The organism is Microbispora sitophila (assembly GCF_014892245.1).
GTDB lineage: Bacteria > Actinomycetota > Actinomycetes > Streptosporangiales > Streptosporangiaceae > Microbispora > Microbispora siamensis.
On the sequence record NZ_JADBGC010000018.1, the window covers coordinates 76,810 to 88,926 of the forward strand.

Sequence of the window (12,117 nt, forward strand, 5' to 3'; positions counted from 1 at the left end):
GGGTGTGGCACTGGCCACATCGTCCGCCGCGCACCGGCTCCGCCCCTGCGGAGTCGGCCTCACCCTCCCCCGGGATCGGCAGCACGACGACGAGGGCGGACGCCCCGGGAGCCGATGAGCCCCGAGGATCGCCCGCCCTGTTCGTCAGCCGGCCGGACCCGCCGTCACCTCGTGGGCAGCCGCGTGGGAGTGGTGCAGTTGACGGTGCTCAGCGGGATCTCGCCGTACGCCAGGGACGTGGCGTCGGTGGCCCGCGAGACCGTGCAGTCGCTCCGGTAGATCGAACCGTCCGCCTTCCGGACGACGACCCTCAGCAGACCCGCGGGGTCGCCGGTGTTCGGAAGCCGGATCGGCTGAAGGGTGTTCCCGCCGGTGAGCGCGAGCGGCGCGCTGGGCGGCGCGGTCAGGGCGATGTCGTACACGTAGCCCCTGCCGAACACCGAGGAGAGGTTGACCCAGCGGTTGTTGTTGGTGTCGTAGACCCACGGCAGGCCCCGCCGCGCGGACCCGGTGTACTCGTTGCTCCGCGTCGGGAGGAGCTCGCCGACGACCGTGTCGAAGTTGGGGGCCGTGAACTCGGTGCGGCTGTTGAAGGCCGTGACGATGTTCGCCGCGTCCAGGCGCGGGTATGGGATCTTCTTGTCCTTCTGCCCTGCCGGGTTGGTCGCCGTCTGCGTGGCGGGGGTGCTATTCGCCGAGGCCGCGCTCGCCGTGACGGCGCCCGACAACGCCACGGCCGCGCAGGTCACCGCCACCGCGGCGGACCGCAGCATCAGATGGCCGGCGCCACACGAACCAGAGGCCGAGTCGCTCCTACGAGTAATCACTTGACATTCCCCCATGGTGAGAATTCGTCTTTCAGGTCACCGCGTCTCCGGGCGAAGGAGCCCGGAGCTGCCTCTCGCATACGAAAAGGACTCACGGCAGATATCAGGCGGGCGCTGTCAGACGGCGCCGGACAATCGCCGCGGCCGCCTTTGAACGTCTTTCTTCTGGCCTTTTCCTGATGGGGCCCGGCCGGCCGACGGCTGCCGGGCCGCGCGGCGCTAGCCCGCCCCCGGAATCGGCGGCGGGCTCGCCGCGCCCGCGTCACAGACGGGTCGGGGCGGTGCAGCGGCTGGCGACCAGCGGAAGGGTGGAGGCACCGCTCGTGTTGGAGACACTGCAGTCGGAGTAGTAGAGGCTGCCATCCGCCTTGCGCACCGTGACCCTGAGCAGCCCCACGGGAATCCCGCTCGTGGCGAGGCGGGTCAGCACACCGCTGGTGCCCGAGAAGGCGGTGTTCGGCGAGGGAGCCAGCGTCACGTCGTACAGATAGCCCGGAGAGAACACCGAGGTGAGGTCGGACCAGTCCGTGCCGTCGTGGACGAAGACGCGGCCCCTGCGCGCCGACCCCGTGAACGTCGTCGAGCCCTTGGGTGCCACGGAGCTCGCGCCGATCGTGAACGTGGTGATGATGTTCGCGCTGTCGAGGCGCGGGTAGGGGATGGGCTTCTTGTCCTTCTCCCCCGCCGGGTTTGTCGCCGCCTGCGTGGCAGGGGTGGTCTTCGCCGGGGTGGCATTCGCCGCGATCGAGCCCGACAGCCCCACGGTCGCACAGGTCACCACCGCCGCGGCGGACCACATCAGCAGGCGACCGGCGCCACGCGAACCAGAGGCCGAGCCGCTCCTATGAGAAACCAATTTGATTTCCCCCCAAGTGAGAATTGGTCTTTCGGGTCACCGCGTTTTCGTGCGATGCGACCTCGAAGATACCTGTCCGGGGAAACGCGGGCAGCGCGCCACTTATCGGATACCGGCAAACAGATGTCACGCCTATCTCAAAGCCGTTTCGGGGGAAAACAGCCACCTATCGTCATATCGGCCGCCCAAGCGAAGGTTCGCGCGTTTGTCCCCGCAGTCACCGGACGCAGGAAACGAAGATGCGGGCCGACTTGCCGGCCGTCATCGGCAAATAACCGCGAGCGGCCCGCAGGAGATTTGGACTCCTGCGGGCCGCCGGTCCGTGGTCCGTCCGCCGTCAGTCGCGCAGACGCTGCCAGGGGCTGCACGGCAAGGGCGCGGGCGCCTGCGGAAGAGCGTTCCTCACGTCGCAGATCGTGAAGAAGATGTTGCTGTCGGACGTCCGCGCGACGATCGCGAGGGTCCCGCCGGTCGCCGAACCGGCGTCCTCGGTCGCGGTGATGTTGGTCACGAAAGCTCCCCGGCTGCCCGGCACGCGCCGCAGGCTCTGCCAGCCCAGCGGCTCGCTACGCGGGTCGAAGACGAACGGGGCCCCGTTGTTGGCGGACACGGCGAAGTTGACCGGACCGGCTGGCATGCCTCGCGAGACGATGGTGGAGTCGAGCCACCGGACCGGCTCCTTCCCGCGCTTCGGGTCGTTCCCGTTGATGTGAAGCGGCACCGACGCCGGCGCGCTGAGCTGGCGCTCGGTGGCAGGCCTCGTCGTCGCGGTGTCGGCACTGGCGGCCAGCGGAGCCGACAGTCCCACAAGCGCACCGGCCACCGTCGTCGCGGCGGCCCAGGTAAGGAGGCGACCGACGGTGTGCGGGCCTGAAACCGAAGTGCTCCTACGAGAAATCAATTGATTTCCCTCCCAATGACGAGAATTGGACTTTCCGGGTCACCGCGCTCTCGAGCGATGCAGCCCCGAAGCTACCCCTCCACGGGAACGGAGGCACTGAGACACCTTTCGGTGCACGGCAAACATAAGTTACGGCTAGTTCAAAGCCGACCACTTTCTATAAATCTCTCCACGCCCGCCCGCCTCGTCGCCTTTTTGTGGCGATTCACGACGCTTCCTGTGAACTGCCGGAGCCGATCTGATACGCCCGCCTTGGCCGGTGCAACGCGTCACACGCGCCACGAACAAATCAAGCTCTCGGTCAGGAGCGGCTATCCCGGCGTGGCGAGTGAACGTCATTGCGGCCACGCGACATAGAACGGGATCGCCATCTCGATAGGAGGCCCACATGCTGTTCACGCGTTGGATCGCAGACATGACAGAGAACCCGCGAAGGGAGACGCACAGCCGGTCAGTCCTGGCAGCGGCGGTCGTGGCGGCCGGCCTGGTGCCCCTGGCCGCCCTGCCCGCCGTCGCGGCGCAGCAGGCGCATGATCGCCGAGACGGCGAGCGGATCAGTGTTGTCGGGGAACCGGAACCGACCACACTGCTGGCCAACCCCGGATCGTTCGGACCCGCCGACGTTCCCACCGCAGCGCCCGGAACCGGAGGGCTCGGACCCACCACATCCGGCAGCCGGTCGTTCGGACCCGCCAACGTTCCCACCGGACCGGGCGGCAGTGGATCGTCCGGAGCCGCCGGCTTCGCCAATCAGCTGACTCGGTGAACGACACCATCCAAGGCCACCGAGACTCGCGGTCGCACGCCGCCTGAGAAGCGGTTGGCCGATCGGGCGATGTCGTGATCTCGTCGTGCGGGTCGTCATTCGCCGAGCCGCGTATACGGCGGAGAACCGCGTCGGCCGTTCTGCCGATGTGAACCCACGGCCTCCCGGAGACAGCCCCTTCGATCAGCGATGACCTCCGGGAGGCCTTGGCATGCCGTCGCCCGGCGTTGTCCCGGTTATCCCCCTATCCACCACCGCCCGGCGGGGGGGATCAGCGGGCTCCCCACATCAGGCCCTCGATCTCGGCGCGCGACTGGGGACGGTCAGGATGGGCCAGCCCGAGCAGGACCGTGCTGCCGCCGTCCGGCCGGGTCAGCAGGGTGACCCGCATGAAGGCGGGCTCGTTCACCACGTCGGTGTACTCGGCCCGTACGGCCCGCGTGTGACCCGGCCGCCCGCCGACCGTCACCGCTCGGTCGTCCAGCACCTCGACCTTGTCGCCGTGCAGCAGCAACTGCGTGTAGAGATCGCTCAGGTCGATGACGGCCGAACGCAGGTTGGGCGGGTCCACCCGGTCGCCGGGCCGGGCCATGACCGTGGCGCTGTCCCCGTGCGCGGCGACGGAGGTGAAGCCGGTCACGGGCGCGACGACGCCCTCCCGCCACTCCGGCGGCAACGTGTAGGCGACCCCGGCGATCTGGTCGTGGATCACCGTGGGAGGCGCGCTCTCGGCGCGATGCAGCACCGTGACCACCACCGCGCCGATGACGGCCGCCGAGCAGACCAGCGCGAGCCCGCCGACGAGAAGGCGCCGCAGCCACCGCGGCATCGGGCGGGGAGGCGTCTCGGGCGCACGGTAGCGGCGGGCCGACGGGGGCAGGTCGTCCTCGGGCTCCGGGGACTCCAGGCCCAGGGACGGCCAGACCGGGCGGTCGACCCGGCTCCGTTCGGAGACCGGCGCGCCGTACAGGCCGGTGAGGCTCTCCTCCGGGTTCCGGTCCGGCTCACGGTACGGCCGGGTGGGCCACTGGGAGGGCGCGGACGGCGTGGACGACCGCGGCGACCCGCCGGGGGCGCCGTACGGGCGAGTGGGCCCCTGCGTGGACGGCGCGGACTCGTCCTCGGCGGGGGGCCAGACCCGGCGGGTCCACTGGTCATCCACAAAGCCTCCCCGGGCGGCATGGCCGGGCGCGTGGGACGGAACCGGCGAGCGACTCGGCGCTCAGGGCCGGGCGCGAGGCTTCGTGACCATGAACGCTGCTGTGGAGTTACTCACACCCACGCCGCGACGTCAACGGCTCCGGACCGATTCGTCATCGCCCTGTTCCTCCTGGCGATTCCTCCCCGCCCTGTATGCCATCGACCGGGCCCTCATGGGCCCTGTGCGGCGAGGCCCGGCTCTGGACCGTCCGCCGCGCCGTCCGTGCCGTCCGCGGCGGCCCCCTGGAGCCCCGCGGCGGCGTTCTGCAGCCCGGCGTCGGTTCCCTGCGGCGCCGGACGGCGATAGGCGTCCCACATCTGGTGGACGCGTACGCCCTGGCCCGCGGTGAACTCGCGCATGCAGCGGTCCTGGGCGTAGTCCATGAAGTTGTGGATCGGGTCGCCGCCCGCGACGGGGCAGGTGTCCTTCTTCGATGGGCAGCCGTTCGTCGGGTACGCCTCGGCGGGGGTGTCGTCCACCGAGTCGCCCGGGGCCTTGCAGCCGTTCTCGAACGTGTGCAGCAGGCCCAGCCAGTGGCCGATCTCGTGCACGGCCGTGAAGCCTCTGGCGAAGTCGCGCAGCGGGCCGCCGGGGACGCTCCGCCAGTCGATCACCACGCCGTCCAGCACCGGCTCGTCGTCGTACCAGTACGGATAGGTGGAGTAGCCGAGCACGAGCCGGCTCAGCTGCGCGATGTACAGGTTGAGCGTCTCGGGACCCCCGACCCGCAGCTTCTTCTTCATCGGCTCCTCGTAGCCGAGGGGGTCGCGGAACCAGCTCCGGTTGTCGGTGTGGGTGATGCCCTTGAGCTCGAAGCGCACGCCCGTGTCGGCTCCGCCGTACCCGCCGGAGTAGGCGGTGTTCAGCACGGCGATCTGCCGGGAGACGGCGGCGTCGGGCAGGCCGAGCGTGTGGTCCCTGATGATGTGCACCCACACCGGGACGGTGATCCGCTCGACGGCCCGGGGAACGCTCCGCCGGTCGTCCGGGGCGCTCCCCTGCCGCGCTGCGTTTCCCTGCTGCGCGGTATCTCCTGGCTGCGCTGTGCCTCCTGGCTGCGCTGTGCCTCCTGGCTGCGCTGTGCCTCCTGGCTGCGCTGTGCCTCCGGGCCGCGCGGCCTCCCCCGGCTGTGCCGTGTTTCCCGGCTGTGCCGTGTCTCCGGGCTCTGCCGTGCCGAGCCTGCGGGCCAGGTCGGCCGACATCCGGGCCACCTCGTCCGGCCCCGGCTCACGCGGCTCCAGGGCGTGCGTGAGCGCGCCCACACCGTGCCGGCGCTGCGGAACGGCGTGGCGGGTGAGGCAGGCGTCCGGCCGGGAGGCCGGCGATCCGCGCAGTCCGGCGCCGGTGGGACCACCGGCCGCCCGGGAGGCGGCGGACGCCGGGGCGGCGCAGGCGCCGCCCAGCGCGTAAAGGCATGCAAGGAAGACGGCGATGGGTCGCCGAACCATTCGTTCCCCCGATACGGCTGGTCAGAAGGCTGACCCTAGCCGCCGGGGAGACGATGATCCCGTATCGACACTCACTCGCCGGACGGTTCGCCCTTGGGCAACCCTTCGTAGATCTCCTTGCACTCCGGGCAGACCGGGTACTTCTTCGGGTCGCGGCTGGGCACCCAGACCTTGCCGCACAGGGCCCGCACCGGCGCGCCGGTCACGTAGCTCTCAGTGATCTTGTTCTTGTCGGCGAAGTGCGAGAAGCGCTCGTGGTCACCGTCGCCGTGCGAGAGCCGGGGTGTTACGTCGCTCTCGGGAAGAATCTTCGTGCCGCTCACGGATACCAAGTCTACTGAGCGAGGAGGCGGCCCCGGCCCGGACGCGCGTACGGCCCCCGCCGGGGTGGCGGGGCCGTACGGAGGGGGCCGGACGTCAGCCCATGTGGACCGGGGCGCCCTCGGTCTTGCGGCCGGCCCTGACGAACAGGGCCAGGGCCGCCGCGACGAGGGCGACCGCCGTGCTCACGACGAAGCCGAGGTGCAGGCCGTCCATGAAGGACAGGTGCGACGCGTTCGCCAGCGCCTCGGCCACGGGGCCGGTCCCGGGCGGGGCGGCGCCGACCGACGCGGCGCTCTTCAGGTCCTCCATCTGTTTGGGCGGGATGGCGGCCGCGGCCGGGCCGAGATATCCGGGCAGCACGTCGGCCACCTTGGCGGACACGATCGCACCGAGGATGGCGGTGCCGAGCGCGCCGCCCACCTGCATCGCGGAGTTCTGCACGCCCCCGGCGACGCCGCTGAGCTCCTCCGGCGCGTTGCCCACGATGATCTCCGTGGCGCCGACGAACACCGGCGACAGGCCGAAGGCGAGCAGCACGAACGGGATCGCCGTGTCGGCGAAGGCGGCCTCGACGCTGAGCCGCGACATCAGGAACATCGCGAAGGCGCTGATCACCATGCCGCCCGCGATGGTGATCTTCGGGCCGAGCTTGCCGATGAGGATGCCCGCGACGGGCGAGGCGACGATCATGCCGGCGCTCATGGGCAGCATCCGCAGGCCGGAGTCGAGCGGCGTGAGCCCGTGCACGCCCTGGAAGAAGAACGTGAGGAAGAACATCGCGCCGAACATCGCGAACGACATGAGGATCATGAGGATGGTCCCGATCGAGACCGAGGCGTTGCGGAACAGGCTCAGCGGCAGCAGCGGCTCGCTCGCCTTCGACTGCCAGAACACGAACACGGCCCCGACCACCACGGCGGCGGCGAGGAAGCCGAGCGTCTTGACGTCGCCCCAGCCCCAGGCGGGGGCCTTGATGATGGCCCACACCAGCGAGAACATCGCGCCGGACAGCAGCACCACGCCGAGCCAGTCGACCCTGGACAGCATCTTGGCCTTGCTCTCCCGCAGCGCCCACAGCCCGAACGCCAGGGCCACCACACCGACCGGCACGTTGATGAAGAACACCGACTGCCAGCTCACGTTCTCCACCAGGAGGCCGCCGACGATCGGGCCGGCCGCGCTCGACAGGCCGATGATCGCGCCCCAGGCGCCCATGGCCATGTTCAGCTTCTCACCGGGGAACGCCGACCGGAGCAACGCGAGCGCGGCGGGCTGGAGCAGCGCGCCGAACAGTCCCTGCAGCACGCGCAGCGCGATCAGCATGCCGACCGAGGACGACAGGCCGATGGCGAGCGAGGTCAGCGCGAAGCCGGCGACGCCGATCAGGAAGACCCGCTTGTGCCCGAAGAGGTCGCCCAGCTTGCCTGCCGTGATCAGGAATACCGCAAGAGCAAGAAGGTAACCGCTGGTGATCCACTGCAGGTCGGACAGCGACGCCTTCAGTTCGACCTGGATCACCGGGTTCGCGATGGCCACGACCGTGCCGTCGAGCATGACCATGATCACGCCGAGCGAGACGGCGAGCAGCGTGAGCCATGGATGCCCCTGGCCTCGTCCTGGAGGCGCGTCGGCGTCCACCGATACGGCTTGAGTCATGGAGATTCCCCCTTAGCACCACTGTGTCGACCGGCAGCAATTTATGTCAGTCGATGACAGATGACAAATCCTTTTATCCGACATACGGTGACATCTGAGAGTTTGTGAACCGGCAGTTTCGAGGAGGTGACCGCCGTGGGTCTACGCGAACGCAAGAAGCAGCGGACGCGGGACGCCCTGATCGACGCGGCCCTCGACCTCTTCCTCACCAGGGGCTACGAGGCGACGACGATCGACCAGATCGCCGCCGAGGTGGAGGTCTCGCCCAGGACCTTCTTCCGGTACTTCGCTTCCAAGGAGGACGTGGCGCTCTCGCTGACCGCCGACGAGCAGCGGATGCTCCTCGCGGAGCTGGCCGCACGCCCCGCGTCGGAGTCGCCGTTCACGGCGCTGTGCCAGGCGATGCGCTCGTTGCTGCAGATCCTACGAGAGGCGGATGAGACGGAGGCAGGCAGGTACCTGCGTTGCCAGAGGGTCGTGCACTCCACGCCCGCCCTGCTCGCCGGGACCATGCGGCTGGTCAAGGAGAACGAGCGCAGGCTGGTCGCCGAGGTGGCCCGCAGGCTCGGAGCGGACCCGTGCGACCTTCAGCCGCAGTTCATCGTGGCCGTCTTCGTCAGCGTGGCCCTCGCCTGCTTCGACGAGCGCACGCAGGACCCCGCCGTGCTGGCGCGGCGGCTGGAGGACCTGCTCGCGCTGGCCGAGCGATCCCTGTGTCCCGGCTGGGACCTGCCCGTACGCTCCGGGGCGGCCGAGCCCGCCTCGACCGCGGGCTGACGCCGCGGCACGTCCTCACAGGAGCACGACGCACCCGCGCTCGCGCAGCGGATGGACGCAGGCGGGGACCTCGTCGAACTTGATCCAGCGCAGGTCGAGCTTTTCCAGCCGCGGCAGCTCCGCCAGCCCGCCGGGCAGCGTGGTGAGGCGGGTCGCCCGCAGGTCGAGGTGGGTCAGCTCGGTCAGGCGTACGACGGAGTCGGGCAGCCGTTCCATGGGGTTGCCACGCAGGTCCAGGTGACGCAGCGCGCGCAGCCCTCCGATCGCCTCGGGCAGCGCGGTGAGCCGGTTGTTCCTGAGGTGCAGCTCGCGCAGCCCGGTCAGGCGGCCGACGGCCTCCGGCAGCGTGGCCAGCCGGTTGTCGTGGACGCGCAACTCGTGCAGGCCGGTCATGTCGCCGATCGCCTCGGGCAGCGCGGCCAGCCGGTTCTCCGCGAGGTTGAGGTAGCCGAGCCGGTCGAGCCGTCCCAGTGAGGCGGGCACCGACGTGAACCCGTTGTCGCTCAGGTAGAGGTAGTCGGTGAGGCAGGGCAGGTCGCCGATCTCCGCCGGCACCTCGCGCAGCCGGTTGTGCCCCAGGTCGAGCATGCGCAGCTCGCGGAGGCGGCCGAGGCCGGGAGGAAGGTCCGCGATCTCGTTCTCCGCCAGGATGAGCGACCGCAGCCGGCTCAGCCCCCACAGCGCGTCCGGCACCGCGGTCAGGGCGTTGCGCCCGGCGCCGAGGTGTTCGAGCGAGACGAGACGGCCGAGCTCGGGCGGGAGGGCCGTGATCCGGTTGCCGTAGAGCAGCAGGACCCGCAGCCGCTCCAGGCGCCCGATCCAGCCGGGCAACGTCGTGAGCGCGTTTCCCTCGAGGTCGATGTGGCGCAGCGTCGCCATGTCGCCCACGGCGGCGGGCAGCGACGGCAGCCCCGCGCCGGGCGCCACCAGGGCGACGGGCACATCGCCGGCGAACCGGACGGCGCCCGCGGGCGCCCAGCCGGGTTCTGGCACACCGGGCTCGGGCACTCGGGGTTCGGGCACGGGAGCCGACTCTACAGACGACCTCCACACCCCCGCGCACCGGCCGATCGGTGAACGTTTCATCGGGATGCGGCGGCCCAGGTGAGGGCCCGCGGCGGGAGATCGCGCTGGTCCGGTGGCACACCATGCCGAACCGGTTCAGTGAGGGGTGGGCCCGTCGATGGCGACGCGGGAGCCGTCTCCTGTACGGCCCCGGCTCCCCCTGCCTATGGTGCGTCCGGCGCTTCCATCGGTGCCGATCCCCCACCCGAGGTACAGAATGAGAACACGTTTCATCGCCGCGGGCGCGGCACTCCTCGCCCTCCTGATGTCGGTGATCGCGATGACCCAGAACGCGCAGGCCGCTACCGGACTCCACGTCAGCGGCACGAAGATCCTCGAAGCCAACGGGAACCAGTTCATCATGCGGGGCACCAGCCACGCACACACCTGGTATCCGAGCCAGACGAGCTCGTTCGCGAACATCAAGTCCCTGGGCGCGAACACGGTCCGCGTGGTGCTGAGCGGCGGCCGCTGGACGGCCAACTCGGCGAGCGACGTCGCCAACGTCATCTCGCTGTGCAAGCAGAACCGGTTAATCTGCGTGCTCGAGAACCACGACACCACCGGCTACGGCGAGCAGAGCGGCGCGTACACGCTCGACCAGGCGGTCGACTACTGGGTCGGCCTCAAGAGCGTGCTGACCGGCCAGGAGAACTACGTCGTCATCAACATCGGCAACGAGCCGTACGGCAACAACAGCCCCTCCGCCTGGACCAGCGCGACCAAGAGCGCGATCAGCAGGATGCGGGCGGCCGGATTCCAGCACCTGCTGATGGTCGACGCGCCGAACTGGGGCCAGGACTGGCAGTTCGTCATGCGTGACAACGCCGCCTCGGTCTTCGACAGCGACCCCCAGAAGAACACCGTCTTCTCGATCCACATGTACGGCGTCTTCGACACGGCGGCCGAGGTCACCGGCTACCTCCAGGCGTTCCAGACCGCCGGCCTGCCGCTGGTGATCGGCGAGTTCGGCAACATGCACTCGGACGGCGACCCGGACGAGGACACGATCATGTCGCAGGCCCAGTCGCGGGGCGTCGGCTACCTCGGCTGGTCGTGGAGCGGCAACGGCGGCGGGGTCGAATACCTCGACCAGGTGACGAACTTCAACGTCAGCCAGCTCACCTCGTGGGGCCAGCGGCTCTTCAACGGCGCCAACGGCATCAAGTCGACCGCCAAGGAGGCGACGATCTACAGCGGCCAGCCGCCGGTGAGCCCGTCCCCCAGCCCGTCCGCCTCCCCCAGCGCCTCGCCGAGCGCGTCCCCGAGCCCGAGCCCCAGCCCGTCCCCGAGCGGCGGCGCAAAGGGCTGCTCGGCGACGTACAAGGTCGCCAACCAGTGGAGCGGCGGCTTCCAGGGCGAGGTGACCGTCAAGGCCGGCTCCAGCGCGATCTCCGGCTGGACCGTGACCTGGACGTACGCCAACGGCCAGACGATCACCCAGGTGTGGAACGCCACGGTGACGTCGAGCGGATCGTCGATCACCGCCAAGAACGTGAGCTACAACGGCGGTCTCGGCGCCGGAGCGTCCACCTCGTTCGGGTTCCTCGGCTCCTGGAACGGCACCAACGCGGTGCCGGCGGTGAGCTGCACCGCGAGCTGAGACGCCTCACCACGGCCGGGCGCGCTTCCCGCGCCCGGCCTCCGCGTGTCAGCGCGCGGCCCGGCGGGGCGTGCCGGGGGAATCAGTTGAGCAGGGGGTCGTCGGGGAAGGTGGCGACCAGTGCGAGGTCCCCCTTCTGCCTGCGCAGCACGGTGCGCCACAGCGTGGCCGGGTTCGGGTGGAAGGTGTCCCCCGGCTCGGAGTCCACGACGTACCAGGCGCCCTCCTGGAGCTCGTTCTCGAGCTGTCCGGCGGTCCAGCCCGCGTAGCCCGCGAAGATCCGCATCTGGGAGATCTCCCCCGCCAGGATCTCCGGGGGCGCGTCGAGGTCCACCGTGCCGAGGCGCGAGACCGCCGCCCTGCCCTGCAGCCGGCGCCAGCCCAGCGGCTCCTCGCCGCTGAGCACGACGGCGAGCGCGAGCGCGCTGTCCGTCTGCACCGGGCCGCCCTCGAACAGCACCGGAGGACCCGTGACCAGGGCGTCCCAGGACGGTAAGACCTGGGTCACGGCGATCTCGCTGGGCCGGTTGAGCACCACACCCAAGGTGCCGCCGTCCTCGTCGTGCTCCAGGACGAGCACCACGCTACGCCGGAAGTTGGGGTCGTCGAGCAGTGGCGTCGCTACAAGCAACCCGCCGACGTAGATCGCCTCCGCCATACATCCCATCATGAGGGAGGATTGCGGATTCGTGT

At 70.1% G+C, this 12,117-nt stretch carries 12 protein-coding genes; 3 read left to right on the top strand and 9 right to left on the bottom strand.

Features of this window, described 5'->3' with window-relative positions; translation table 11 throughout:
• Positions 1-164 precede the first annotated feature (164 nt).
• The 3 genes from IL992_RS29940 to IL992_RS29950 form a co-directional block, all read right to left on the bottom strand.
• Positions 165-773 carry a hypothetical protein gene (locus IL992_RS29940; RefSeq protein WP_193206707.1) on the bottom strand — a complete coding sequence of 203 codons (609 nt, stop codon included), beginning with the start codon at positions 771-773 and terminating at the stop codon, positions 165-167.
• A gap of 316 nt (positions 774-1,089) precedes the next feature.
• The gene (locus IL992_RS29945) at positions 1,090-1,626 is read right to left on the bottom strand and encodes a hypothetical protein (protein WP_226874027.1); all 537 of its coding nucleotides are present in this window, start codon (positions 1,624-1,626) and stop codon (positions 1,090-1,092) included.
• Between the two features lie 394 nt (positions 1,627-2,020).
• On the bottom strand, positions 2,021-2,491 hold the full coding sequence (locus tag IL992_RS29950; protein ID WP_193206709.1) for a hypothetical protein: 471 nt from the start codon (positions 2,489-2,491) through the stop codon (positions 2,021-2,023).
• A 508-nt stretch (positions 2,492-2,999) separates the two neighbouring features.
• Between IL992_RS29950 and IL992_RS29955 the strand changes: the two genes are divergently transcribed.
• Complete coding sequence (locus IL992_RS29955; protein ID WP_193206710.1) at positions 3,000-3,350, top strand: hypothetical protein; 351 nt, start codon at positions 3,000-3,002, stop codon at positions 3,348-3,350.
• Between the two features lie 271 nt (positions 3,351-3,621).
• On the opposite strand, the gene IL992_RS29960 is transcribed toward IL992_RS29955, so the two are convergent.
• The 4 genes from IL992_RS29960 to IL992_RS29975 all read right to left on the bottom strand — a co-directional run bounded on the left by IL992_RS29960 (position 3,622) and on the right by IL992_RS29975 (position 7,979).
• Positions 3,622-4,512 (bottom strand): hypothetical protein, encoded by an 891-nt coding sequence (locus tag IL992_RS29960; protein ID WP_193206711.1) that lies wholly within the window; start codon positions 4,510-4,512, stop codon positions 3,622-3,624.
• A gap of 209 nt (positions 4,513-4,721) precedes the next feature.
• Positions 4,722-5,999 (bottom strand): zinc metalloprotease, encoded by a 1,278-nt coding sequence (locus tag IL992_RS46705; protein ID WP_226874029.1) that lies wholly within the window; start codon positions 5,997-5,999, stop codon positions 4,722-4,724.
• Positions 6,000-6,070: 71 nt separating this feature from the next.
• Positions 6,071-6,331: a DUF3039 domain-containing protein gene (locus IL992_RS29970; RefSeq protein WP_030510937.1), complete on the bottom strand. Its 261-nt coding sequence runs from the start codon at positions 6,329-6,331 to the stop codon at positions 6,071-6,073.
• 85 nt (positions 6,332-6,416) lie between these two features.
• The gene (locus tag IL992_RS29975; protein WP_193206712.1) at positions 6,417-7,979 is read right to left on the bottom strand and encodes an MFS transporter; all 1,563 of its coding nucleotides are present in this window, start codon (positions 7,977-7,979) and stop codon (positions 6,417-6,419) included.
• A gap of 135 nt (positions 7,980-8,114) precedes the next feature.
• Here IL992_RS29975 and IL992_RS29980 point away from each other — a divergent pair, with 135 nt between their 5' ends.
• Positions 8,115-8,756, top strand: coding sequence for a TetR family transcriptional regulator (locus tag IL992_RS29980; RefSeq protein WP_193206713.1), 642 nt, complete (start codon positions 8,115-8,117; stop codon positions 8,754-8,756).
• A gap of 15 nt (positions 8,757-8,771) precedes the next feature.
• Here IL992_RS29980 and IL992_RS29985 read toward each other — a convergent pair whose 3' ends face one another.
• Positions 8,772-9,779, bottom strand: a complete 1,008-nt coding sequence (locus IL992_RS29985; protein WP_319018921.1) for a leucine-rich repeat domain-containing protein — start codon at positions 9,777-9,779, stop codon at positions 8,772-8,774.
• A gap of 259 nt (positions 9,780-10,038) precedes the next feature.
• On the opposite strand from IL992_RS29985, the gene IL992_RS29990 reads away from it, so the two are divergent.
• Positions 10,039-11,424, top strand: a complete 1,386-nt coding sequence (locus tag IL992_RS29990) for a cellulase family glycosylhydrolase (RefSeq protein ID WP_193206714.1) — start codon at positions 10,039-10,041, stop codon at positions 11,422-11,424.
• A gap of 82 nt (positions 11,425-11,506) precedes the next feature.
• Here IL992_RS29990 and IL992_RS29995 read toward each other — a convergent pair whose 3' ends face one another.
• Positions 11,507-12,082, bottom strand: a complete 576-nt coding sequence (locus IL992_RS29995) for a YqgE/AlgH family protein (protein WP_079315330.1) — start codon at positions 12,080-12,082, stop codon at positions 11,507-11,509.
• Positions 12,083-12,117 lie beyond the last annotated feature (35 nt).